We start from the raw sequence: 26,219 nt of genomic DNA, 5'->3' as shown, positions 1-26,219 counted from the left end.
AATGAAGAGTAAGCGGCCCAAACTCGCGAGTAAATCATCCAAACTCAAGAGTAAATCGGATCGTCTGCATATGATATAGCTGTGAAAAAATAAGTCATCCGATAAGTTACTAAAGAAAAAGCAAAATTCGTCCAATCGAGGGAAATCCAGGCTTCGTCATGATAGGGTAATTTCCATTTGTGAAGAATTTCTTACAATTGCAGATGACATGACAGAATGATTGTTTCTTGTTCTTAAAAGCTTTATACTATGTTAATGTGGATATATCACACTAAAAAACTAATCATTACTGGTAATTCCAAAAAGAAAGCTGCATAAAAGTGATTGGAAACAAGATAGGTCTTGAAATAGTTGGTGAAAGAAATAAACTAACTATTTTGAAAGGAGAATAACTATGAACGAGAAACAACGATTAGAATCACAGCAAGTGAATGCTGAAAATCCAGCGGACAAAAAATCCGATAGGGATTATAGCAAATACTTTCAAGCCGTTTATATTCCGCCTTCATTAAAAGATGCGAAAAAGCGAGGTAAAGAAGAAGTAGAATATCATGATGATTTTGCGATTCCAGAAGCATTTCGTGGAATGGGAGAAGGCAAAAAGTTTTACATTCGTACATACGGCTGCCAAATGAACGAACATGACACAGAGGTGATGGCGGGCATTTTTACGGCTCTTGGCTATCAGCCGACAAATACGGTGGATGATGCTAATGTCATTTTACTTAACACATGTGCGATCAGGGAAGGCGCAGAGAATAAAGTGTTTGGTGAATTGGGACATCTAAAATCATTGAAGTTGGAAAAGCCGGATTTATTGCTTGGTGTTTGCGGCTGTATGTCGCAGGAAGAATCAGTCGTGAAGAGAATTCTGGAAAAACACCATTTTGTGGATATGATTTTCGGAACGCATAATATCCACCGTCTGCCGCAAATTCTTAATGAAGCCTATCTTTCCAAGGAAATGGTTATCGAGGTTTGGTCTAAAGAAGGAGATGTAATTGAAAACCTTCCAAAGATACGTAAAGGTAAAACGAAGGCTTGGGTCAATATCATGTATGGCTGTGACAAGTTTTGTACATATTGCATCGTCCCTTACACAAGAGGGAAGGAAAGAAGCCGCAGACCTGAAGATATCATCCAGGAAGTGCGTCATCTAGCCGCTCAGGGCTACAAAGAAATTACCTTACTCGGACAGAATGTCAATGCATATGGAAAAGATTTTACTGATATCGAATATCGTTTCGGTGATTTGATGGATGAAATCCGCAAAATCGACATCCCGCGAATTCGGTTTACGACGAGTCATCCTCGTGATTTTGATGATCACTTGATTGAAGTTCTTGCTAAAGGCGGAAATCTTGTTGATCACATCCACCTTCCTGTTCAATCGGGAAGTACGGAAACACTTAAAATCATGGCTCGTAAATATACACGTGAACAGTATTTGGAGTTAGTGAAGAAGATCAAGGAAGCTATTCCAAGTGCGTCATTAACGACAGATATCATTGTAGGCTATCCGAATGAAACGGAAGAGCATTTTGAAGAAACGATGTCTCTATACCGTGAAGTCGGTTTCGATGCAGCATACACGTACATTTATTCCCCACGCGAAGGGACACCGGCTGCTAAAATGCAGGATAACGTACCGATGGAAGTGAAAAAAGAGCGCCTGCAGCGCCTGAATGCTCTCGTTAATGAAACATGCGCCTTGAAAATGAAAGAGTATGACGGTCAAATCGTTGAAGTGCTAGTAGAGGGTGAAAGCAAGAAGAATGCGGAAGTATTAGCAGGTTATACAACGAAAAATAAGCTCGTGAACTTCAAGGGACCAAAATCTTCGATCGGTCAAATCGTGAAAGTGAAAATCACTGGAACGAAAACATGGTCATTAAATGGAGATATGGTCGAAGAAGCAGCGGCAATCGAGGTGGAGTAAGATGACGAAATATACTAAAGATGACATTCTGACAAAAGCGGCAGAGCTTGCTGAAATGATTGCCAGCACAGAAGAAGTCGATTTCTTTAAACGGGCAGAAGCTCACATCAATGAAAACCAAAAAATCCGCGAAATGATCGCCAGTATCAAGAGCTTGCAAAAACAGGCGGTTAATTTCCAGCATTATGGCAAGGAAAAGGCGTATAACCAAGTTCAGGCCAAAATCGATGCGCTGGAAAAACAATTGGATGAGCTTCCAATCGTGCAACAATTCAAACAATCGCAAGTTGACGTCAATGATTTATTGCAAATGGTATCTTCACAAGTATCGAATAAGGTGACGGACTTGATCATTGAAGCAACTGAAGGAGATATCCTTCGTGGCGAAACAGGTTCACAGGTACAAGCTGGCGGCGGAAGCTGTTCATGAATATCAAGAAGCCCTTCTGATAAATAGAAGGGCTTTTTTTAACCCCGGGAATCCTTATACAGCGCCCATTCGTGACACATATCCCAAAACATGCGCATAAAATAACCTAGATTTAAAACATTACAGCAGTTTCCAAACATAAAAAATTCTACGCACACTAGACTTTTACCACGCATAGGATGAATGGAAACTGTATGAGGAGGGTTCGCTAGCATGTCACAATATAGAGAGATAATTACTAAAGCGGTGGTGGCAAAGGGACGTAAATTCACAAAGTCCTCTCACACCATTTGCCCGGCTCATCATCCTTCTAGCATTCTAGGTTGTTGGATCATCAACCATAAATACGATGCAAAGAAAGCCGGCAAAAAGGTAGAAATTCACGGCAGCTACGAAATCAACGTTTGGTATTCCTATAACCATAATTCAAAAACGGAAGTTGTAACTGAAAAGGTGCAATATACCGACGTGATTTCGCTGAAATACCGTGATCCCGATTGCCTTGATGACCATGAAATCGTTGCAAAAGCTGTCCAACAGCCGAATTGTTTAGAAGCTTGCATCTCGCCATGCGGACAAAAAATCATTGTCCATGTGGAAAGGGAATTCTTTGTGGAGGTCGTCGGCGAAACGAAAATTTGTGTCGCCGTTAGTCCAGATGGCCGCTGTGAGGATGACTGGGGCTGTGATTTCGATGATGAGGAATTCGAAGATTTAGATCCGGATTTCTTAGATGAATTCGAAGACGAATAAATTATAGAAAGTAACTACCTACCGGATGACAATTTTTCATCCGGTTTTATTTATTTTGAATGGAGACAAGTGCTTACCCGTTATTGCTGGCTTGGTCCATTTTTTTACTGGCTGATTGATTTTCCATGCAATTTTGAATACAGGCAATGTTGCTTTCGCGTATGTTATAATGAAGGACATGAATGAGAAAACAGATTAAAGTTTGGAAAGGTTTTGAAGGAATGGCTGGATATACTCCGATGATACAGCAATATTTAAAAATTAAGGCAGAGTATCAAGATGCCTTTTTATTTTTTCGCTTAGGCGATTTTTATGAGATGTTTTTTGACGATGCACTGAATGCCTCCCAGGAGCTTGAAATCACCTTGACGAGCCGGGAAGGTGGAAGTGAAGAGCGAATTCCGATGTGCGGCATTCCCTATCACTCGGCTCCTAACTATATTGATATATTGATAGAAAAAGGGTTTAAAGTAGCGATATGTGAGCAGACCGAAGACCCAAAACAAGCAAAAGGTGTAGTGCGCAGGGAAGTGGTCCAGCTGATTACACCGGGAACGAAAATGGATAGCAAAGGGCTACGTGAAAAGGAAAATAATTATATTGCGACCATCACTTCTTTTCCAGATGGTCAATTTGGGTTCGGATACAATGATCTTTCGACTGGGGAAAATAAGGTCACTTTAATTGAGAGTTTCGAAGAAGTTCTCAATGAATTTGCGATCCTTGGTGCGAGCGAAGTGGTCATTGCAGATGATTTCAATGAAGATTGGAAGAAGAAGCTCCAAGAACGGGGCGCTGCAGCCTTATCGATCGAGAATAACCTGATCGAAAGTGAGTCGTTTCTTTCCTTATTGCAGCAACTGAAAGATTCAAAACAAGCTACAACCACCTCCCGTTTATTGAATTATCTATATCGTACCCAAAAGCGCAGCCTGGATCATTTACAGCCGGTGCTGGCTTATGAAACGTCCCAATATATGAAAATCGATTATTATAGCAAACGGAATTTGGAATTGACCGAAACCATCCGTTCCAAAGGAAAAAAAGGTTCATTATTATGGCTGCTTGATGAGACGAAAACAGCGATGGGCGGAAGGATGCTGAAGCAATGGATTGATAGGCCGCTCATTAATAAAAAACAGATCGAGCGAAGACAAAGCCTTGTTGAAACCTTGAAAAATCAATACTTTGAACGGCAGGATTTACGTGAACGCCTGAAGGAAGTATACGACTTGGAGCGGCTTGCGGGAAGGGTCGCCTTTGGTAATGTGAATGCAAGGGACCTGATTCAGTTGAAGCGCTCCTTGCAACAAGTGCCGATCATCCGTGAAATCGTCAAGTCGCTGGACTCCAATCACGACATTTCGATTCTTGCCGACAAGTTGGATCCGTGTGAAGAAGTGACGGATCTGCTGGAAACTGCGCTCGTTGAAAATCCCCCGTTGTCCGTCAAGGAAGGAAATATCATTCACGATGGTTTCCATAAGGAGCTGGATACATACAGAGATGCCAGCCGAAACGGAAAAACGTGGATTGCTCAGCTGGAACGCCAAGAGCGTGAACGCACAGGGATCAAATCATTGAAAATCGGCTATAATCGTGTATTTGGCTATTATATTGAAGTCACTCGGGCCAATTTGCATTTGCTTGAAGAAGGGCGCTATGAACGGAAGCAAACGTTAACGAATGCCGAGCGGTATATCACACCTGAATTAAAAGAAAAGGAAGCTTTGATTTTACAAGCAGAAGAAAAAAGCATCGGTTTGGAATATGACTTATTCCTTAATCTACGTGAAGAGGTTAAAAGCTATATCCCCCGTTTACAGGAGTTAGCCAAGGGCGTCAGTGAACTGGATGTTCTGCAATGCTTTGCAACAATCAGTGAAGAACGTCATTATGTGAAGCCTGTCTTTTCAGATAGTCGGAGAATCGTTTTGAAGGAAGGACGTCATCCAGTTGTGGAGAAAGTCCTCCAATCACAGGAGTATGTCCCCAATGATTGCATGATGGATCCTGAGCGGGAGCTGCTCTTGATAACAGGACCCAATATGTCGGGGAAAAGCACATATATGCGCCAGGTTGCGTTGACATCGATATTGGCGCAAATTGGCTGCTTCGTTTCGGCAAGCATAGCCGAGTTGCCTATATTTGATAAAGTATTTACCAGGATTGGCGCAGCAGATGATTTGATTTCAGGCCAGAGCACATTCATGGTCGAGATGCTTGAAGCGCGAAATGCGATCATGAATGCAACCGAAAATAGCTTGATATTATTTGATGAAATCGGACGGGGAACATCCACTTATGATGGAATGGCTCTTGCCCAAGCCATCATTGAATATATTCATGAAGAAATAGGGGCAAAAACCCTTTTTTCAACGCATTATCACGAATTGACCGTTTTGGCATCGGAATTACCTAAGTTAAGTAATATCCATGTCAGTGCGATTGAGCAAAATGGAAATGTCGTTTTCCTTCATAAAATCAAGGAAGGACCAGCGGATAAAAGCTACGGAATTCATGTGGCCAAGCTTGCTGATTTACCGAAGCCGTTAATTGAGCGGGCGGCAGCGATATTAACACATTTAGAGAAAGAAAATGGACAAGCAAAGGCAATGCCTGAACAGCCGGTTGATCCGGTAAAAGCTCCTATTGCCGAAGTGGCAGCGGAATCTGCCGCTGAGGCCCAGCTTTCCTTCTTTGGCGAAGAGTCTCCTAAAGGGAAAGCGACTTCCTCATCTAAGGAAAAAAAGGTGCTCGATGATATTAAATCTCTTGATATTCTGGAAATGACGCCACTGGAGGCGATGAATATCCTTTATAAATTGCATAAAAAATTGAAATGAGAAAATAAAGCGAGGCGATAGAAATGGGGAAAATCAAACAGCTGGACGAGTCTTTATCGAATAAAATCGCAGCTGGCGAAGTTGTAGAACGCCCTGCCTCAGTCGTTAAGGAACTTGTTGAAAACGCGATAGACGCAAACAGTACCATCATAGAAATTGAATTGGTCGAAGCAGGACTTGGATCGATTCGGATTGTCGATAATGGCGATGGGATATTGGCTGATGATGTAGAGGCGGCATTTAAACGTCACGCTACAAGTAAAATAAAAGATGAAAATGACTTATTCCGAATTCGAACGCTAGGTTTCCGTGGTGAAGCGATGCCAAGTATTGCATCCGTTTCCCGCTTCGAGATGAAAACGAGCACTGGTGACGGGGCAGGAACGCGTATTCTCCTCGAAGGCGGCATGGTTAGGGAGCTTGAGGCTTCGTCGAGCCGTAAAGGAACGGATATCCTCGTTTCCGATTTATTTTTCAATACACCGGCAAGGTTGAAATATATGAAAACCATTCATACCGAGCTTGGAAATATTACCGATGTCGCCAATAGGCTAGCACTTTCGCACCCGGATGTTTCGGTACGATTATCACATAATGAGAAGCGTATCCTGCATACGAATGGTAACGGTGATGTCAGGCAGGTGCTGGCGGCCATTTATGGTACGAATATTGCCAAAAAGATGATACCCGTTCAGGCAAGCTCCTTGGACTTCACATTATCTGGCTATATCGTGATGCCTGAGATCACCCGCGCCTCAAGGAATTATATATCAACCATGATAAACGGCCGTTTCATTAAAAACTATGCACTTGTGAAGGCGATTCTCGATGGATATCATACGCTTCTTCCAATTGGCCGCTTTCCAATCGCTTTGCTGAATATCGAAATGGATCCGATACTTGTCGATGTCAACGTCCATCCATCCAAAATGGAGGTAAGGCTCAGCAAGGAACAAGAATTGTACAGCTTAGTATCGGAAACGATTAAATCGGCGTTTAAAAAGCTATCTCTCATTCCCAGTGGGTATGCACCGCCTGCCCCTAAGCCGGAACAGGTGAAAAGTGAGCAAACCACGTTGGATTTGGACCATGTCGTGGAGAGCGGCAAGCGTGTCCTTGAAGAAGCGAAGAAAGAAGCGTCGCGGTTAAAGGATACATTGATCCGTGAAAAGCAGGAACAAAAAAATCATGAGAATTTTATTGCAGATTTTAATCTCGAACCGCTCAAGGAATTAATCTACAGCAATGAGGATCAGCAGCAGGAGGCGGACGTCTATATCCCGGTCTTACCGGAGGGCGAAAGTAAACCATATTACGATTCGGCTGAAAAATATACCACCTATACAGTAGAGGAAGAAGTCGAGGCGGATGAATCGGCAAGCCGAGTTCCGCCAATGTACCCAATCGGCCAAATGCATGGAACGTATATATTCGCCCAAAACGAAAATGGCTTATATATCATCGATCAACACGCAGCCCAGGAACGGATCAAATATGAATATTATAAAGAAAAAGTCGGGCAAGTCGAAAATGAGCTGCAAGATATGCTCGTCCCGATCACGCTTGAATTTTCAACAGATCAATGCATCCGAATAAATGAATATCAGCATGAGCTGGAAAAAGTCGGCGTCTATTTAGAGGAGTTTGGCTACAACGCCTACATTGTCCGGTCACATCCGCAATGGTTCCCGAAAGGAATTGAACAGGAAATCCTCGAAGAAATGATCGAACAATTGCTGTCGATGAAAAAGGTCGACATCAAAAAACTGCGCGAAGAAGCAGCCATCATGATGAGCTGCAAAGCCTCCATCAAGGCAAACCGTCATCTGCGCAATGATGAAATACAAGCACTGCTCGATGAACTAAGGAGCTCGACTGATCCCTTCACGTGCCCACACGGAAGGCCCATCATCATCTCCTATTCCATATATGAAATGGAAAAAATGTTTAAACGGGTCATGTAATTTAAAGCAATGGAAACCCTGATGTAAAGGGGGTTTCCATTGTTTTTTTGTTTAGTGACGACTTTTATTGGTCCATGCTTTTTTTTCCTATAACTTCTGAAAAGTTTTCTGCAGAGGAGCCCTGTATATTTTGAGTAACATGAATATTTATCTAATGTGATAGCTTACCATCATAAGAAACTGCTTGTGTATCATATTGGGATTGACTGGCTCTACCAAAAGCAGAAACGACAAAATGATTTTCTAAACCTTCAGCACACTTTAAAATTCCCTTATCAATGATATTTGAACAAACCGTATAAATGAAATGTAGATTATCCGAAAGTTTTAGTATGGACTTAACATAGTTATATGAGCATTTCAGGAAGGTGATTTTATTTTGAAATTTTACATTGCTACTTTTATTTTTCTTGAGGCTTTATCATTAGGATATTAGAAATATTTAGCTATTCTAGGGAAATTAGCAGAGTTCAATCTAGTATAATTAGTATATAGGAAGGAGGGGGAAAACAAGTTGATGGATTATCTACAACACCCCTGGCAATCGTATCAACTAAGTAAAACCTAAGCGATCTAAAGGAGAATAGAAGAGCGTCACTTCCGGACAAAGATACTTCAGAAGTAAACTGTAAAGAGATAGGATATTATCTTCCTTCCACTGTTCACTTAAATATAAAAAAACTGATTGGCTTACCATTATGATTGTGATTATGGCATTGCTTGTTTGTATTTTTGGTTATCATTGATTTATGGGCACTAACTGGACGGATAACATGATTATAGTTTGTCAGTCCATGCAATTGCTCGCGATTCTTTATTTATGCCAAAGATGATAAAGCTGGACCAAGAACTCTATTTCATGAATTGAAAAAAGTATATACAAAACTTGAAATATTGTCTTAAACATTATAGAAATTTAATAAAAAAGTGTTTTATTTCTAAAGGGGGAAAGTATATGAAATCCTTTTATTTAGGTATTGTTATCGTTTTAATTTCACTTCTTATATCGGTTTTCACAAATGATTGGACACTTATGTACAAAATTACAGGATGGGTTACTGCAATCGTATTAGTATTATGTGCATTATTTTCTGGTGGATTTGTAGATGGTGATAGATTGGGAAGAAATATACTTTCTGAAACGAAAGAAGATAAAAAAGAAAGAGTTTTCTTGACTACAAGACTTTTATTAATAGGTCTTCCTAACTTTCTAACAGCTCTAACTGTTTATATTTTAATATAAACAGTTATTCAAAATAGATAAGGGGCTGTCTTAAAAGGATAATTAAGCCAAAATTGAATAAATAGAGAGGAGCAGAAATGTTTATTTAACAACATTTCTGCCCCTTTAATTATGCGTGATAATACTTGAAAAAGGACTTATTTGGGAGCCTCTTTATTATTGTTTTTCTTAAATGGAAAATTTAACTTGCGTGATTTTGGAATGCTAAAGTCCAACTTGAAGATCCCCTACTGATTTTTAGGTTTGTACTTACACCACATGTAGTATACTTAGATGCAATTACTGCTTTCCAACTAGACGGTACATTATAGGAATAGGTATTTGAACCAGTAGCAATCTGTTTTGATTGTCCAGAAGTCGAACCAAAGCTTCCTGGACCAACTTGGCCTACAATAGCCGAGCGATTTGATAAAACATAGTTGCCAGCTCCATTGTAGCTCCATCCACCTGTTACCTTTGTTAATTTAAAATGCTTAACTTGATTTTTATCATAAACATTAGACCAAGTAATAGTCGAATAAGCTTTTACGCCTTTTGTAGAATCCCATTTATCATCTTTTTTTGATGCAAAGGGTTGAATCTTAGTATCTAGCTTTTGTTGTGCGATTTTATCAGTAATATCTTAAGCAACATGGAAAGTAGTAGTTGCATATGTTTCAACCAATTGACCATTCACATTTTCCACTTCTAGTAATTGACTAGTTGAATGAGATTGAATTTCTAATTCTGATATTTCCACAGAATGTGTCGAAAGCTTAAATTTTTCTATATCATCCTGTTGACTAGATAAATCTGAAACACCGTTTAAAGCTCTTGTATAAAGTTCATTAAGATCGCTGATTTGTTCGTATTTAATTCCTTTTTCACTTGCGGCCAATGAAGAGCCAACAAAACTAAATAACATCGTTAAACATAACAGAGCTGTAGCAATCACTTCTTTTTTCATCACTATAACCTCCAATATTATTTAGGGCTTTGTTCAATAAATGATATTGAATCTAAAGTCCTGAATAACAGTTCTATATAATCACGTATTATTCCTTTTTTTATTTTTAAATTAATTAATAGTTCTTTAGTCATTTTGGGTATTATTAAATACCTCCCTGCGTCCTTACAGACAAATTAGTGGATGAAGGTTATGTACTTGAAGTTAGCTGATCCTTTATCCAAATCAGATATTCAGACGTTTAGAAAAAAAAACCATCAGAATAAGTCCGGATCCAAGCCTAAGAGAAAAGAAGAACTAAACCGTAGGGATTGGGAGGATATAATGGCAAACATCGTGTAACTTACATAAGAGTTGGTATCTCAATTTATTATCAAAAGAATGTACAGGGGCAATGGTCAATAAGTCAGTAATGGAAATAGATGGGTTAAGGTGTCCAACCCTACAAAAATTGGTTTAATAAGTGATTTTACTTAAGAGTGTTAGATGCTAAGAAAATTCTCCAGTTCATCTTTTGTATGGGGGAATATCAAGATTTCTAAATTTCGCTGCCAATCTTTTCACTGCCAAAAGGGACACATATTTCTTGGTGCCTCCTTTTAAGTCCAAGAGTTTCCGTTATACCAGGGAGATGTCTCGAGCAGAATAATTACGGATTACCTCTAAGTGTTGAACTTTACAGGGGAACGGATCAATTATGGAGGAGAAAACCGAATTCATATCTTTTCTGATGGAAAAATGAAATTAATAGATAATGAGGATCTACCAGTTGAAGGTTATTATATTTCAACATATGCACTGAAGAAAACGGGAGAAATAAGAAATGATCAAGGAAATATCACCGAAGAAAACTTCGAGAGCGCTGAATCATCCGATTATCTTTTTGATGTAGATTGAAATGAAAAATAATAGACATTATGGTTGAATAGCTACCAAGCTAACTCCAAAAAAAGGTTGCTGAGGCAGTTTTTTTTATGGCATTTAAAGAAATTTAGTGGTATTTAATGGTAATATTAGTTGTGTCAGTGTTATCTATATACCTCAAGGTAACATGGAGACTTAAGTTCACTATGATCATGGAGGGATATCAATGGACCAGTTAAAAGGAAAAATTGCGATCATAACGGGTGTAAGCCGACTGAAAGGGATTGGGGCTGCCATTTGCAGGGAGTTGGCTGAATCGGGTTATCATATATTTTTCACATATTGGACGGAATACGATAAAAAAATGCCTTGGAGCATGAAATTAGATGAGCCTATGAAATTAAAAGAGGAATTAACAGCAAAGGGGATAAAGGTATCATGTATGGAGTTGGATTTATCTCAATACGATGCCCCTGAACAACTGATAAAACAAGTTTCTGAACAACTTGGTTGCCCGGATATCTTGATCAATAATGCAGCATACTCAACTAACAACAATTATTCTAATTTAACGGCCGAAGAATTAGATCAGCATTATCTGATAAATGTTCGTGCAACTACGCTTTTAAGTAGTAAATTCGCTCAAGTATTTGATAAGAAATCGGGTGGAAGGATAGTTAATCTGACTTCAGGGCAGTTTCAAGGACCAATGCCAGGTGAATTGGCCTATGCAACCACAAAAGGAGCCGTTGATGCTCTAACGATTACATTGTCGGCTGAACTAGCTCCTTTAGGCATAACGGTTAATGCGGTAAATCCAGGTCCAACTGATACGGGGTGGATGACGGAGGAAATAAAAAAGGATTTAATGCCGATGTTTCCTTTCGGTAGAATAGGAAAACCGAGCGATATTGCAAAAACGATTAAATTTCTAGTGAGCGAAGAAGCAGATTGGATTACAGGTCAGATCATTCATTCGGAAGGCGGTTTCAAAAGGTGAATGAAAAGCTAAAGGGTTTGGTGGTAACAAAATTTTGTGAAGGGGTGTATAGCTTCAAATCCGAACTGTCTTTAAGGCAGTTTTTTTTATGCAAGTAACCGGGTTAGAAAATAAATAGTTATATAGTGTATGAAATACCGTTGACAATGATAATCATTATCATATACAATATTAAATGAAATTGATAATCATTTTCATTTAATGTACATACAAAATCCTACGCGTTCCAATAAAAAGAATTTCGATGCAAAAACCTTAACGAATAAGACGGTAACTGTACAAAAAACAGCCAATAGAAAAAGAACAGTGATTAAAAAAATGCGTGTCAGTGAAGGAGTAATACGTTATGGAGAAAAATCATGTAATATTAGAGCCCTTTCAGCATCAAGTAAGCTGCTGCTGCCCGGGACAAAAGCACCAGCATATGATTGAGTTCTTTCCAGGTGATGTTTGGACAATTACGAATGAGCGGAAATATGTCGATTGCCTAGGATGGCACTTTTTAATAGAAGTTAACGAAGAGTTTCAGTTTTTTATGCATGTTGAAGATATTGAGGAACTGTATTCCAAGGGCAGCATTTGCTCCATATTGGATTTGAATCTGAAAATTAACTTTTTAAGCTTTAAAATTAACGAAGCACTCGATGCACATGATAGGGAGTCCTTTCTTTCATTTGCTGATGAACTGAGCAACGTAAAGGAAATTAAGAATAAAATGAACACCGAAGAAGTGCATGCTTAATAGCATTGTTGGAAGGGGAGCATATCATGTCCAAAATCATTATGATTTTTGCCAGTATGAGTGGAAATACAGAAGAAATGGCGGACTTCATTGCAGGCGGAATCACGGAAAGCGGTGTGGAAATCGAAAAAATAGATATAATGGATAGTCCTGAAGCTTCGCTACTTAAAGATTATGATGGAATCTTATTAGGTGCATATACGTGGGGAGATGGAGATTTACCGGATGATTTTTTAGACTTCTATGATGAAATGGATGATGTAGATCTAACTGGAAAGAAAGCTGCCGTGTTTGGTTCCGGCGATTCTTACTATACACATTATTGTGCAGCTGTAGATATCTTGAATGAAAAATTAAGGGACCGGGGTGCTGATATCGTCCTGGAAGGGTTAAAAGTAGAATTAACCCCAGAAGATGAGGATATCAAAAAGTGCCAGGAATTTGGGAAGGAGTTCATTCAGAGAAGTTTTGTTTCTTCCATATAATATGAGACGGCATATGAGTAAGAGGAGTGAAGGGAATTGATGGGGAAGGAATATCGGGTTTCGATTGCCACATTAACGGATTACCATTTACAAGATTTTATAAGATGTCCTTATCAATTTTACGTTTATCATATTGAGAAAATCTCTACTCAACAAAATTGGAGAAAGATGGTTCAATTAGTGGTTAATCAAGTTGTAAGTCGATATTATAAACTTCCTCCTGTAAGCCAGACGACCAAGAAGGTTATGGACTTGATAGATGAGCTTTGGAGAGTCATGGATGTACGCCAGTTTGAGTCGAAGATTCATTATTATACGGCTCTTGCCAAAATAACGGATCACCTAATCCAATCTTTAACTTCTGGGAAAAATGAATATCCTCCTTTATTTTTATATGAAAAGTTCCACATGAATATTGATGAGCTAGGGACTGACCTTTCCTTAACTCTTGACGTGGCAGAATGGTCAACCAACTCATTCATATGATTTCGGTATTTTGTCAAAAGGCATTTGGTCGATTACCGGAAAGAATCGAGATAATCTCGCTTATGGACGGTAAAATGAATAAGTATATTCCAACCATGAATGATGTTTCGGACGGTTTGGAGTACCTCAACATAATTAAGAACCTTATACAAGACCCCAAAAATTACTTGAAACCGGATTGCTTAACAGTTTGCAACAGCTGCTCTTAACAAAAAAGACACAAAGGTGTTACGATGCGGCAAAGTTGATAGTGAACATCCTTTACATGTTACTTCTTAAGTATAAGAAGATTATCCGATAGTAAGTGGGTTGCAGGATAATCCGTAATTATATAACGTAAAACATTACCGGATATAATTTTACTTTCAGCTATGAACATGAAAAGGACACTTATCCGTTCTTTCTTTCTCATGACTATTCATCATTCAATAACCGGTAACAATTACTCCATCTATATTGTTGCCCGAGATCTTGTAATGGTTATTTTGTGCTACTTTAATTGTCATGCTTTCAGAAACAAGGTAATAAGAAATCGTATATTCTACCCCGTTAACATTTGCAGAAGCGGACTTTTCTTTTTTTAGGAAATCTAAATATTCCTCCAAGACAAAATTTTTCTTTTGCATGATCGCGCTGTGTGGCAAACCGACATAGCGAATATGCCATGGTTCATATTGAATTCCGGTAACATCGATTTTATCCTTTGGATAGCGTAATACAAAGCCGTATTTCCAAGCATTTCTTTCTATCCATTTTCCTTCCGCTGCTTCACTCATTTTCATTTGCGAAGAACCTACATCAAGAGATAAACCCAAATTGTGTTCACTATAGCCGGCAGGCAATGCAAAGTCAGGTCCCATTTCAAGATAGAGTTCACGTTGCTTATCAAAACCCCTGTATCCACTATTAATCAAGAAATGGTGAACCCCTTCTTTTTCAGCAGCCTTTATCATCTTCGAAAATGCAAGTGCGACATCCTTTGATAACTCAATTTTGCCATCAAGCAAACCGTAGCCCTCTGTCAATTCCTTGTTTGCAAATAAATTTACGATATCCGACTTTTCACTCTCTGGATGAACAGGAAATTCTCTGTTGACTAGGAGCAGATTTCCCTGAAATACCTGTTCTTTGGGAATCTCTTTCCGCTTGATGTTTTTGGGAATCCCTATATCAGCTAATTTAATTTTTTCATATTGATCATATGTTTGAATCTCAACTTTCTCTTGAAAAGGCGGTGCCATATGAATGAAGACAAAACCGATACTCAATACAAAAAACAATAAATACCCCAACTTTTTCAATTTAGCTTCCTCCTTGATCTTATCTTCTTATAAGATAGGACAAACTTTTTAAAAAAAGAGTGGGGTAATTCTTAAATTTTTCTTAAATAATTCTTTAGGAGGTAAGCTTCATCAGTTTAAACATCTTCTTGAGGTAAACGGATTTCAAAAACTGTATGCATAAAACTACTTTCTGCACTAATTGCCCCGTTATGCTGCTCCACGATATTTTTCGCAATGAACAAGCCCAGCCCAGTGCTTTCTTCTTGATGAGCTCGAGCTTTGTCGCCAGTATAAAACATATCAAAAAGATGCGGCAGTTCATTTTGAGGGATGGGATCTCCATAGTTCACAACTTGAACAACCAATTCCCCAGAATCAATAAAGCCGTTAATGTCTACAAACTGACCATCGCTTCCATAACGATTTGCATTGGTTAAAAGATTTTCAAACACGCGGGCTAAGAGGGCTCCGTCAGCAACAATAGGTAATTGGGGAAGAATATTCATTCGCGTGGTTAAATGATTTTTCTCAAAAACAGGGTATAATTCTTCCGTTAGTTGGTTGAGCAAGTCAGCTAAGTTAATTTGCTTTTTATAAACTGGCAGCATACCATAGTTCATTCTCGTTATTTCGAATAATTCATCTATAAGATTTTCTAAACGCTGTGATTTGGTGAACGCAATCGTTAAATAATGTGTGATCTGCTCCTTAGTCAATTTTTCATCTTTAAGAATCAAATCGATATAACCTAATACAGACGTAAGAGGCGTACGTAAATCATGTGCTAAATTTACAACCAACTGATTTTTGCTGCTTTCCGAAAAATCTCCTCTTTCGATAGCTTCTTTCAATTTCTCGCTTGCCAAATTGATATCTTGGGCAATATCTCTGAATTCATCATTTGTATTTATTTGAACCTTATATGAGAAGTCTCCTCGGGCCAGATGGTGAATCCCTGTTGAAATCTTATTGAAGTATGTCGAATAGGGCTGGGTGAGCACATAAAAAAACAAGATTGAAAGCGGGATGAACATTAGTAAAAAGAAGTTAATGTCACCAATTTCATTCATCATTTGACGATAAAAAGTCAGTCTGTCCCCAAACTGGACATAGGTATGATAATAAATTTGAAGTCCCTTGAAGATTGAATATGTGATGATACCAGCAAAAAGCATACTTAAACCGAATAATAGCACCATCTTTGAACGAAAACCGCGCACAGCTTTAGCCATTGAATGCATATCCGACACCCCAGACGGTTTTAATCCATATATTCTTCCGTGCATTTTTTTCCAGCTTTTTTCGTAACGTGCGAATATGTACCATGACGGTATTTCCACTTTCAAAATAAGCTTGGTCCCAAACGTGCTGGAAAATGTTTTCCACACTATAAACCTTTTTTGGATGACTGGCCAATAAATGCAAAATATCAAACTCTTTTGGGGTAAGTTCAATGTTTTCACCATATAAATTTACGGTGCGCTGATCAGGAGAAATAACCAGCCCGCCAAATTCCAAGTTCATTTTATGATCTACTTTGGGTTGATTAAGCTTCGTAAAGCGCCTCAGCTGAGCGTTTACACGGGCAACCAATTCCATGGGGATAAATGGTTTGGTCATATAATCATCTGCTCCAATCACAAGTCCATGTACCTTATCGAAGTCAGAGGTTTTAGCACTTAAAAATATGACAGGCATATTATGTCGTTCGCGAATGTGACGGATAACTTCATATCCATCCATTTCGGGCATCATGATATCCAGAATCAGCAAATCAACCGTTTGTGTCTCGGTAACATCAAGGGCTTCTTGACCATCAGATGCTGTCATTACATGGTAACCCTCTTTTTCCAAAAGGATTGCAATAAGATCGGCAATTTCCTTCTCATCATCCGCTATTAAAATTGAAAGACGTTTCATTTCTTCCCACTCCTATTGAAAATTACAATTTAAATGACTCTTGACATAAGAAACGCTATAAATTACGGATTATTTAACAAAGATATTGCTAGCATGAACGATAATGCAGTGCTTCTTTATTATTTTCCATTATATCCTTATCTACTTCAAGGATCTGGCCTTTTTTCTCGACTGCTATTAATACTATTGCTATTCAGCTGTTTAAGCAATTTCTAATCGCTCTCATTATTTCTCGCTTAACTGGTTATGGAGATTCTGGTATTCGAGAAAAATGCAACTTCCTCAGAAAATAATTGGAAGGGAAAATTGAAACGTGCGACTTAACGGAACAAGCCAGCAAGAAGAAACGCCGTTAATATTCAGACTGATCGTACAAAAAATGATACGTATTTAAAAGCGATGGTAAAAGGGGACTCCATCGCTATTTTTTTAGCTTTTCAATAATAATAATATTGGGGATTGGCTGGTATTTGATAGTTATATGCCGGGGTAGTGTACATATGGTTATCATACTGATTGATATATTGCGGATATGGCTGCTGTGGATTTTGTGATTGCTGTGGCTGTGTTTCTTCTTCAAATCCGCGGTTGCAGTTGGCTGGAGGTCCGATGAATGTTGCTGGTTGTACAGGAGCAACTGCTTTTTTCCATTGGTTTTCATCGATGCAATACGTATGTGCGATAATATTTGCAGGAGTCAACTTCAAGATATCGGATCCAAGGACGACCTCAGGTGTCGGTGCATTAAAAATGGCGAGAAGATGCGTATTATCGGAAGTAGCGACTTCATAATGCCACCAGCCCTGGGGAACGTTGGCCACTTGACCTGGTTTAAGGGGATAATTCTGAATTTGTTTCGTGAAAGGATTCAGCAAGGAAACGGTTACAGCACCAGAAATACAGTAAACGAGTTCAGCGGCATTTTGATGGTAATGCGGTTCTATGACATTGTTGACGCTGAGGTAAATATCTAATAAAGAAACATTTTCAAGTGTGTTCAATTGTTTGATTCCGACTACATTAATATAGTTTTGATTATCTTTTTTAAAGAGGCTGCTATTATTGGCATCGAAAAAAAATTGTGTTGTTGGTGACGTATAGTCCATATATGAAACCATGATTGAATCATTCCTTTTATAAAAAACTTGATTCTGCAGGTTATGTCACCGTTCATTTTAATGTGCAAATGCCCAGTCAATTTTTTGTTAACGTATTTGCTTCATTCGTAATCCTTTCGGAAAATGATATGGCAGATATTTTAATGTGCAACGATTGGAAAGCTTACAAATCAAAAGAGCTAACTAGGCAATGAGATAATAAGTGCCGATAACCTTGTTATGAAACGAAGGGAGAATGGATCTTATAATGTTTAGGTAGATATGATTGGTTTTAAAATGTTTGAATGTTTCCTATAGTCTAAATTTTAATAAGCAGAATTTTCCCATTGCCTTGCTTGAAATTACAGTGATATAATGTTCCCTGTGATTTTAAAGTTTAACATAGGAAGTGGCTAAATTGTCGAACAATTCAAAAGAAAGTAAATTCGTCCCGTACGTCTCTGCATCTAAATCTCTACCGGAATTAACTGCAACTGCAATCATTCTAGGGATTATTCTTGCAATCGTCTTCGGGGCAGCAAATGCATACTTAGGCCTGCTTATTGGTTTAACTGTCTCTGCTTCAATACCCGCGGCGGTCATTTCAATGGCTATCTTAAGAGGGGTCTTTCGCAGGGATTCAATATTAGAGAACAATATTGTGCAAACGATGACCACGGCAGGTGAGGCAATTGGTGCCGGTGCTGTATTTACCATCCCCGCATTATTCATGTGGGATATGGACGTGAGTCAAGCTTTCATCATTTTCGTCGTTTTAACTGGAGGATTTTTGGGAGTCTTCATGATGGTTCCCCTGCGACAACTCCTGATTGTAAGAGAACATGAAACATTACCTTACCCTGAAGGTACGGCTTGTGCCGAAGTATTGAAGTCAGGGGAAAAAGGTGGTACAAGCGCCAAGCTAATCGGCGCCGGTTTAGTCATCGGCGGTGTAGTTAAGGGGCTTGGTGATGGGTTTAAGCTTTTCAAAACGGAAGTTGAAACGGGAATCACGAATTTTAAAAACGCAGTCGTTGGACTTGATGCCTTCCCTTCCCTTTTGGGTGTTGGGTATATCATTGGCCCGCGCGTTTCAGGTCAAATGCTAGGTGGAGGACTGTTAGCTTGGGTCGTTCTTATTCCGGCAATCAGCTTCTTTGGCAGCAGTAATGGAACAGCCATTTTCCCTTCCGAGGTACCGATTGGTGAATTGGATGCCTGGGGGATTTGGGATAATTATATACGTTATATTGGTGCCGGTGCGGTAGCGACTGGTGGATTGATTACCTTGATCAAAACATTACCGATTCTTTTCAGTTCTGTGATTGATACCCTTAAAGGTGTAAAAGCGAATAAAGGACAGCTTAAGGCTGGTTCAATTCGTACAGAAAAAGACATTCCTGCTAAATATGTTTGGCTCGGAATAATTCTCATCATTTTAATCATCGCATTCACACCTATAACGGATGTAGGAATCATCGGAGCGATTGCGATTGCGATTTTTGGATTTTTATTCGTGACAGTAGCTTCAAGGGTTGTCGGGATCGTCGGAAGTTCTTCTTCCCCTGTTTCTGGGATGACGATCGCTACACTATTGATTGTAGCTATTGTCTATAAAGCCACTGGTTTTACTGGTACGACAGGAATGGTAGCCGCTTTAACTGTAGCTGCAATCATTTGTACAGCACTTGCGGTTTCAGGTGATGTTTCTCAAGATCTTAAAACAGGATATATTGTCGGCGGAACTCCTTGGAAACAACAGGTTGCGATGATGATCGGTGTTGTTGCATCAGCATCTGTCATCGGGTTTATCCTGGTGCTGATGGATAACGCTTATACGATGGGATCTGCAGAACTACCTGCTCCTAAAGCGGCTCTTATGAAAATTCTTGCTGAAGGAGTTCTTGGAGGAGATTTACCTTGGACCCTTATCTTTATCGGGGCGGCGATTGCCATCACATTAGAGTTTTTCGGTTTGAATTCACTTGTAGTGGCAGTCGGCATATACTTGCCGGTTCATACTAGTGCGCCAATCATGATTGGTGGATTTATACGTTTCTTCGTTGAATACTTCGCGAAAACGAAAGAAGCGCTTAAAGCACGGGTTGACAGAGGTGTATTGTTTGCATCCGGTTTAATAGCAGGTGAGTCATTGATTGGTGTCCTTATTGCCATCCTGATTGCAGCTGGTGTCCAAGTTCCCGCTGCGGCTAAATTAGCCAGCAACTTGCTGCCATTCCTACTATTCCTTGCTTTAGCTGGATTGCTTTGGTACGTTTCCAGCAAAGGGAAAAAAGAAGATGCTTCGTAAACGCCAAAGGGAAAAGAGGAACCTGTTAACCATGGTTCCTCTTTTGGAAAGACGGGTCACCTTGGAGCAAGGATCTTTGGAATCGACTTTTTTAGTCATCCAAAGAACCAATTTTGTGGAACGAATGACAATTCGTTATTTTAAACAGCCTTCAGTTCGTAAAATCAAGCTTGATAAGTTTGGCGCATTTGCCATCAAACAAATGGAACACAAATGTAATGTCGAACAGATTTCCGAAGCGATGAGCGAACATTTTGGTGAGGAAGCAGAACCTGCCTTGCCACGGTTGATGAAATTCCTGGAAATCCTTGAGGTCCATGAATGGATCGTATGGGATGAGGAAGAACAAAAATGAAAAAAAGTTGAAGCTTTTTTGATGCTTGATATGCATGTTGTTAGTAAAAAAAGGAAAAGAGACCATTCACTTTAGTGCGAAGTGAATGGTCTCTTTATTTCAAGAAAATGCTATATTAATGATTTTTTCAACACACCTATTTTGGACATATCATCTATATTATTATACACTTCTATCAGTTGATAATTGTTTTAAGAAGTTTCTTAGAAAGGATTCTACATAATGCTAAACGAAGAAAAAAGGGATATAACTAGCAATAAGATTGTTAAAGTTGCCCATAGTCTTTTTATGGAGTTTGGGTATAAAGCTGTTTCCACTAGGGAAATTGCCGATGTTTGCGGATTAACCCAACCTACGTTGTATCACCATTTCAAAAACAAAAAAGCACTGTATTTAGAGGTGTTACGCACAGAGTTATATGAAATGCAAATCGCTTTGGAGAGAATAATAAGGCGTTATGATGATTTAGAGCAATGTTTATATCAGGTTACGTATTATATTCTGATTAATAAGCCTTCTTCCATTAGCCAAATGTTCCGAGATATAGAAATTGAAATGGAAGATCAACATCGAAAACAAATTAAGAAGTGGTGGATTGATGCGTATCAGGCTCCTATTGCCTCTATCTTCGAAAAAGGCATAAAAGAAGCAAAGCTAAGAAACCCTGCTGAATTCGGGACTTTTCCAGTTCCGTCCGCCTATTTGCTCCTGAATTTGATCTCTACTAAGGGTCCGGAACAGGGACAATCCGAAAAACATGCGAAAGAACAAGCAAAACTTTATACGAGGGTCCTTTTATATGGGATGTCTTTTCCTGAAATTCGAGATTAACTTTAACCAATTGAGTAAGCAGCTTGTTAAAGTTAATTTTTTTTGTGCCTTTACCTATCAGTTGATAGATAAAACAAAATAAGTGATTTTTCATCACTCAATATAAATAACTAGTGTATGTAGGGGGTTCGAGATGAATTTTCTAACGAAATTCAGTCTGAAAAATGCTGTAGCCGTATTTATTATTTCGTTCTTGTTGATCATGGGAGGGGTGTACTCGTTCACTCAGTTAAAGGTGGATCAGTTCCCTGATATTGAGTTCCCACAGATTTCGATTGAAGCCGTATATCCTGGTGCTTCCCCTGATGACGTCGACGAGCAGGTCATTTCAAAGCTGGAAAATCAGTTGGATTCGATTGAGGGAGCAACAAAAATGACGAGCTCCGCGTATGATAGCATCGGGATAATAAATATTGAATTCCCGTTTGACACCGATTTGGATAAGGTGGAACAAGCAATCAATTCGGCCGTTGATGAGGCAGGTATTCCAGAGGAAGCGGAAATCAAGCTCAATCGATTATCATTCGGGTCTTTTCCAATCTATAATATTTCTTTGTTTAGTAAAAATGGGGAAAATATTGAAGCTCTTCTAAAAGACGATGTAATCCCAGAATTGAATAAAATCCAAGGAATCAACAATGTATCGGTTGCAGGACTTACAGATAACCTCGTTCAAATTACAGTGGATAAGGAAAAAGCTGAAAAAGCCGGTATTTCCATTAGTAGCATCAAAGATCAGATTAATGAAAAGTACCTTTCTTTTCCTGCCGGGGAACTGAAAGAGGATGAACAACAAATTCCGATTCGGGTGGAGGAAAGCTTAGCGTCAATATCCAAGCTTGAAAGTCTATTGCTGACTTCCGAGAGTCCTGCTCCTAGTGAAGGACCTCAACCTAGCGAAACGCAAGGAATTCCATTAAAAGATACTGCCAAGGTTGAGGCAGTAACTGAGGCAAGCGAATTAGCCCGTTATAACGAAAAAGAGTCACTGTCGATGGCGATAACCAAAAAGCAAAATGCCAATACGGTGGAAGTCGCAGATCAAGTCATGGATGTGTTGAAGAAGTACGATAGTGAAATCAATTATGCAATCGGCATTGATTCAGCAAAGGACATCGAAAAATCAGTCTCCACCTTGGTGAAGGAAGGTCTGTTAGGTGCTTTGTTTGCTTCGATTGCCGTCCTTGTGTTCTTGCGAAATGCACGTGCAACGATTATCGCGGTTGTCTCGATTCCACTATCTCTTTTAATTGCAGCGATTTTCCTCAACCAGCTGGATATTTCGCTAAATATCATGACCCTAGGCGGGATGGCAGTTGCTGTAGGACGTGTTGTCGATGATAGTATCGTGGTGATCGAGAACATATTCAGACGTGTCCGCAAGTCAAAAGAAGGGATGTCCGATAAGGTCATTCTTGAATCGACCAAGGAAATATTGAGGGCGATAACATCATCGACGATTACAACCGTAGTCGTGTTCCTTCCAATCGGGTTTGTCGGCGGCATAACTGGTAAGTTCTTTTTACCATTTGCCTTAACGATTATTTTCTCTCTATTGGCTTCTCTCCTGGTTTCAATTACGATTGTTCCGATTTTGGCCAAATTTTCATTCAAGAAAGTACCGCCAGAAGAAAAAGAAGGGGCGTTTCAACGATGGTATGGTCGCTTAATTGAAAAATCATTGAATCATAAGTCCTTAATCTTGGTTGTCTCTCTCGTAATGCTTGTTGGCTCTTTCGCGGTCATTCCGTCCCTTGGCTTTACATTTATTCCGAATGAGCAAGCCAAAACGCTGACCACATCAATTGAGTTGCCGTCATCCGCTTCTCTGGAAAAAACGAATGAGATATCGTTAAAGGTAGAAGATATGCTTGGCAATCAAACCGAAATAGCCGAAGTAACAGCTGCTGTAGGGGCTAGAGACTTTGCGAGCGGTCTAAGACTCGAAAACAAAGCAAGTTATTTTCTGAATCTAAAAGAAGATACAAATGTAGAAAAGACAATTAAGTCTTTGGAGCAAAAAATAGAGGTTATCTCGAAGAAAGAGAATGAAGATTTGAAAATAAGCGTTCAGGAACTCTCGACGGGAGGACCTCCAAGCAACAACAACGTCGATGTCGATCTGTTCTCGAATGATTTGGACGCTCTTCAAAAAGCATCGAAGCAAGTAGAAGCCTTCATGAAAGACAACAATGACCTTAAATACGTAACAAACAACTTTAGTGAAAAACAAAAGCAGTTCTTGATAGATATAGATCCTGAAAAGTCGAGTGAATATGGATTATCCGGTTTCCAAATTCTCGGCACCGTCAGTGACCAAACCAAGCCGGTGACAGTTGGTACATTGACATTAAATGATAAGCAGCAAGAGGTTCAACTGTCTTTCGATAAAGAGCTTCAATCGAAACAAGAATTAGAAGCAGTCACAATTTTTTCTAAAAAAGGCCCTGTACAACTTTCTAAAGTGGCAAACGTAAAAGAAATCGATGCGTTTACCTCCATTCAAAAGCTCGACGGTAAAGTGTACGCACGTGTTTCCGGACAAGTGAAAGGGGACGATGTGCAAGCTGTTTCTTCAGATGTAAAGTCTGGTGTTGAAGATCTTGATTTACCAAAAGGCGTTTCGTTGACAAGCGGTGGTGGAAATGATGATACCGTCGAGATATTCCAAACATTAGGGATTGCGATCATAGTGGCAATCGGGCTTGTATATTTAACGATGCTAGTTACATTCGGAAAAGCGCGCATTCCGTTCATTATTCTATCATCACTCATTTTCGTTCCGATCGGTTCACTTCTTTCCTTGTTCATAGTGAAAGAGCCGTTATCCGTCAGTGTCATGATTGGGTTCCTCATGCTAATTGGAATAGTCACGACAAATGCAATCGTTCTTGTCGATCGTATCGGGCAAAACAGAAATCGCGGTCTTACCATTCGGGAGTCACTGATTGAAGCTGGAAAGACAAGACTTCGTCCAATCTTGATGACCGCTTTGGCTACTATTGCCGCCCTGATACCGCTAGCGTTGACGACATCCTCAGGAACCTTAATTTCAAAAGGCTTAGCTGTCACTGTCATTGGGGGACTCACCTCATCGACCTTGTTAACCCTTATCATGGTTCCTGTAGTTTATGAGCTTTTCTTTTTTAGAGAATCAAAAAGAGAAGGCACAGGCATGAAAGGGTAAAAAACAATGATGCTAAATGCTAGAATTAAAGCTTTATAGTGACTTTTTACAACAGAAAAAAAAACTTCCTTGTTAAACAGGGATTCAGACTGTAGACAAACTCTTTACTATTTGAGTTTGCCTACGGTTTTCCATTTTGAAAGTAAGGCAGGTGCTTATCCAGAAGCGGACGAAAAGCCTCCTCGTCGCCTTTGCCAAGGTTCTGTTAGAGTCATAATAAAGAATGAAAGAAGTTGAATGCCTACTGTATGTAGATAATCAACTTCTTTTATTTATTTATTTATGGTGATAAAGATGGCTGTTAATCATTCAAAGAGAATGCGCCTGTGGGGTCTCGCCTGGACGCGTACTTCCTAACTGTTAAGTCTCACACACCTGGTTTTACCTTTTTGATAGAACCCTTTTATAAAAACATAAGGTGATGAGGTTGCTTTAGTATTCTAATAGGGGAGATCATCTTGAGATGTTCAATCCACGCTGCCGCAGACCGCAACGGTTTCTATTGGGGTGAAAGTTAGAAAACCGGAAGCTGTTTTAATATATTCATATTTCAAAATAAAGAGTCGGGAACAATTTTCTTGACACGCTTACAGCATAACTCCTCTATACAATCTCAAATAAGACTTATAATCTTGCAAATTAGGATGAAGTTTCACTTTTAATAAATTGTAAAAACTTTAAAGCGTGTTCTGAAAGCTGCTTATTCGTGGACTTTGTCCAGCCATGTTTAAGAGATAAGGCATTATGACCAGTGAGGTCAATTGGGACTATTTCTCCATTAGATACATGTCTGTCATTATTAATATAAAAGTCAAGTACGAGACCAAGAGCTGAATCCGAAGCTACAGCTTCTTTTATTATTTCAAAGTTATTAGACAGAAATAATGTTTTCACAGGGTTTGGAAACAAAAAATCTACACTTTCTTTATAGAGCGATCCACTATACAAAGCAAATAGTTGGTCTCTTATATCTACAATGGAAAGTGTTTCAAAGCTTGAAAAAAGTGACTTTTTACTTACTATAACTTGTATTTTCCCATCTATTATTGATTCAAATGTTGCCTGATTTTCATACCCCTCTATGTTTCTTGAACCTATAAGGCCAAAATCAACTTCCCTCTGTTGGAGGCTTCTCATAACTTCTGGTCCAGTTCTTTCTATAACCTCAATATGGATGTTTGGGTAAAGGGGTTTAAATTTCGATAATGAATTCAAAACGATAGGCATCATGACTGGTACTGAGGAGATTGTGACGCTCCCTTGTATACAGCTGTTGTAAGCATGAGCCTGTTGGTTAAATTCTTCTAACTTCATAAGCACTTCACTAGCTTTATGGGCCAATATTTTGCCCTCTGCCGTTGGAATTGCCCCTCGACGAGAACGGACAAATAGTTTAACTCCCAGTTCCTTTTCTAAGCTTGTAATAGATTGACTGATGGCAGGTTGAGTAAGATGCAGATTTTCAGACGCAGCAGCAATGGATTTTGTTTTGATTACTTCTACTAGGTATATCAGTTGTTCAATATACAAGTTTATT

21 protein-coding genes are annotated in these 26,219 nt (G+C 39.2%); 15 read left to right on the top strand and 6 right to left on the bottom strand.

Annotation, left to right across the window (positions count from 1 at the left end):
- Window positions 1-394: 394 nt before the first annotated feature.
- From miaB to ASU00_RS10045, 6 genes are all read left to right on the top strand, one after another.
- Entirely contained in the window at window positions 395-1,939 is a 1,545-nt protein-coding gene (miaB, locus tag ASU00_RS10070; RefSeq protein WP_057913336.1) for a tRNA (N6-isopentenyl adenosine(37)-C2)-methylthiotransferase MiaB, read from the top strand.
- A 1-nt stretch (window position 1,940) separates the two neighbouring features.
- Window positions 1,941-2,369, top strand: a complete 429-nt coding sequence (locus tag ASU00_RS10065) for a YlbF/YmcA family competence regulator (RefSeq protein ID WP_057913335.1) — start codon at window positions 1,941-1,943, stop codon at window positions 2,367-2,369.
- Between the two features lie 213 nt (window positions 2,370-2,582).
- Window positions 2,583-3,122, top strand: a complete 540-nt coding sequence (locus ASU00_RS10060; RefSeq protein ID WP_057913334.1) for an outer spore coat protein CotE — start codon at window positions 2,583-2,585, stop codon at window positions 3,120-3,122.
- A 221-nt stretch (window positions 3,123-3,343) separates the two neighbouring features.
- The gene (gene mutS, locus ASU00_RS10055; RefSeq protein ID WP_057913505.1) at window positions 3,344-5,968 is read left to right on the top strand and encodes a DNA mismatch repair protein MutS; all 2,625 of its coding nucleotides are present in this window, start codon (window positions 3,344-3,346) and stop codon (window positions 5,966-5,968) included.
- Window positions 5,969-5,991: 23 nt separating this feature from the next.
- Entirely contained in the window at window positions 5,992-7,932 is a 1,941-nt protein-coding gene (gene mutL, locus ASU00_RS10050; RefSeq protein WP_057913333.1) for a DNA mismatch repair endonuclease MutL, read from the top strand.
- Between the two features lie 955 nt (window positions 7,933-8,887).
- Complete coding sequence (locus ASU00_RS10045) at window positions 8,888-9,175, top strand: DUF5316 domain-containing protein (protein WP_057913332.1); 288 nt, start codon at window positions 8,888-8,890, stop codon at window positions 9,173-9,175.
- Between the two features lie 622 nt (window positions 9,176-9,797).
- On the opposite strand, the gene ASU00_RS10040 is transcribed toward ASU00_RS10045, so the two are convergent.
- Window positions 9,798-10,121 carry a hypothetical protein gene (locus tag ASU00_RS10040; protein ID WP_057913331.1) on the bottom strand — a complete coding sequence of 108 codons (324 nt, stop codon included), beginning with the start codon at window positions 10,119-10,121 and terminating at the stop codon, window positions 9,798-9,800.
- A 666-nt stretch (window positions 10,122-10,787) separates the two neighbouring features.
- On the opposite strand from ASU00_RS10040, the gene ASU00_RS10035 reads away from it, so the two are divergent.
- The 5 genes from ASU00_RS10035 to ASU00_RS10015 all read left to right on the top strand — a co-directional run bounded on the left by ASU00_RS10035 (window position 10,788) and on the right by ASU00_RS10015 (window position 13,698).
- Entirely contained in the window at window positions 10,788-11,018 is a 231-nt protein-coding gene (locus tag ASU00_RS10035) for a hypothetical protein (protein ID WP_057913330.1), read from the top strand.
- Window positions 11,019-11,211: 193 nt separating this feature from the next.
- A complete protein-coding gene (locus tag ASU00_RS10030) occupies window positions 11,212-11,985 on the top strand; it encodes an SDR family oxidoreductase (protein WP_057913329.1) in 774 nt (257 codons plus the stop codon).
- A gap of 346 nt (window positions 11,986-12,331) precedes the next feature.
- The gene (locus ASU00_RS10025; RefSeq protein ID WP_057913328.1) at window positions 12,332-12,727 is read left to right on the top strand and encodes an IDEAL domain-containing protein; all 396 of its coding nucleotides are present in this window, start codon (window positions 12,332-12,334) and stop codon (window positions 12,725-12,727) included.
- 26 nt (window positions 12,728-12,753) lie between these two features.
- Complete coding sequence (locus ASU00_RS10020; protein ID WP_057913327.1) at window positions 12,754-13,212, top strand: flavodoxin; 459 nt, start codon at window positions 12,754-12,756, stop codon at window positions 13,210-13,212.
- A gap of 39 nt (window positions 13,213-13,251) precedes the next feature.
- On the top strand, window positions 13,252-13,698 hold the full coding sequence (locus ASU00_RS10015) for a hypothetical protein (protein WP_057913326.1): 447 nt from the start codon (window positions 13,252-13,254) through the stop codon (window positions 13,696-13,698).
- A 425-nt stretch (window positions 13,699-14,123) separates the two neighbouring features.
- Here ASU00_RS10015 and vanY read toward each other — a convergent pair whose 3' ends face one another.
- The 4 genes from vanY to ASU00_RS09995 all read right to left on the bottom strand — a co-directional run bounded on the left by vanY (window position 14,124) and on the right by ASU00_RS09995 (window position 18,019).
- Entirely contained in the window at window positions 14,124-14,999 is an 876-nt protein-coding gene (gene vanY / locus ASU00_RS10010; protein ID WP_057913325.1) for a VanY-A/VanY-F/VanY-M family D-Ala-D-Ala carboxypeptidase, read from the bottom strand.
- Between the two features lie 116 nt (window positions 15,000-15,115).
- Window positions 15,116-16,213 carry a HAMP domain-containing sensor histidine kinase gene (locus ASU00_RS10005; RefSeq protein WP_057913504.1) on the bottom strand — a complete coding sequence of 366 codons (1,098 nt, stop codon included), beginning with the start codon at window positions 16,211-16,213 and terminating at the stop codon, window positions 15,116-15,118.
- Entirely contained in the window at window positions 16,206-16,901 is a 696-nt protein-coding gene (locus ASU00_RS10000) for a response regulator transcription factor (RefSeq protein ID WP_057913324.1), read from the bottom strand. The genes ASU00_RS10005 and ASU00_RS10000 overlap by 8 nt, the downstream gene beginning before the upstream one ends.
- Window positions 16,902-17,338: 437 nt before the next feature.
- The gene (locus ASU00_RS09995; protein WP_057913323.1) at window positions 17,339-18,019 is read right to left on the bottom strand and encodes a cupin domain-containing protein; all 681 of its coding nucleotides are present in this window, start codon (window positions 18,017-18,019) and stop codon (window positions 17,339-17,341) included.
- Between the two features lie 397 nt (window positions 18,020-18,416).
- Between ASU00_RS09995 and ASU00_RS09985 the strand changes: the two genes are divergently transcribed.
- The 4 genes from ASU00_RS09985 to ASU00_RS09970 all read left to right on the top strand — a co-directional run bounded on the left by ASU00_RS09985 (window position 18,417) and on the right by ASU00_RS09970 (window position 24,682).
- Window positions 18,417-20,309 carry an OPT family oligopeptide transporter gene (locus tag ASU00_RS09985; protein ID WP_057913321.1) on the top strand — a complete coding sequence of 631 codons (1,893 nt, stop codon included), beginning with the start codon at window positions 18,417-18,419 and terminating at the stop codon, window positions 20,307-20,309.
- Window positions 20,299-20,664, top strand: coding sequence for a PqqD family protein (locus ASU00_RS09980; protein ID WP_057913320.1), 366 nt, complete (start codon window positions 20,299-20,301; stop codon window positions 20,662-20,664). Before ASU00_RS09985 ends, ASU00_RS09980 begins: the two co-directional genes overlap by 11 nt.
- Window positions 20,665-20,886: 222 nt before the next feature.
- The gene (locus tag ASU00_RS09975) at window positions 20,887-21,495 is read left to right on the top strand and encodes a TetR/AcrR family transcriptional regulator (protein ID WP_057913319.1); all 609 of its coding nucleotides are present in this window, start codon (window positions 20,887-20,889) and stop codon (window positions 21,493-21,495) included.
- A gap of 133 nt (window positions 21,496-21,628) precedes the next feature.
- Window positions 21,629-24,682, top strand: a complete 3,054-nt coding sequence (locus ASU00_RS09970) for an efflux RND transporter permease subunit (RefSeq protein WP_057913318.1) — start codon at window positions 21,629-21,631, stop codon at window positions 24,680-24,682.
- A 639-nt stretch (window positions 24,683-25,321) separates the two neighbouring features.
- On the opposite strand, the gene ASU00_RS09965 is transcribed toward ASU00_RS09970, so the two are convergent.
- On the bottom strand, window positions 25,322-26,212 hold the full coding sequence (locus tag ASU00_RS09965; protein WP_057913317.1) for a LysR family transcriptional regulator: 891 nt from the start codon (window positions 26,210-26,212) through the stop codon (window positions 25,322-25,324).
- Window positions 26,213-26,219 lie beyond the last annotated feature (7 nt).

Source organism: Peribacillus muralis, from assembly GCF_001439925.1.
Taxonomy (GTDB): Bacteria; Bacillota; Bacilli; order Bacillales; family DSM-1321; genus Peribacillus; species Peribacillus muralis.
This window is presented reverse-complemented; position numbering and strand designations above follow the sequence as displayed.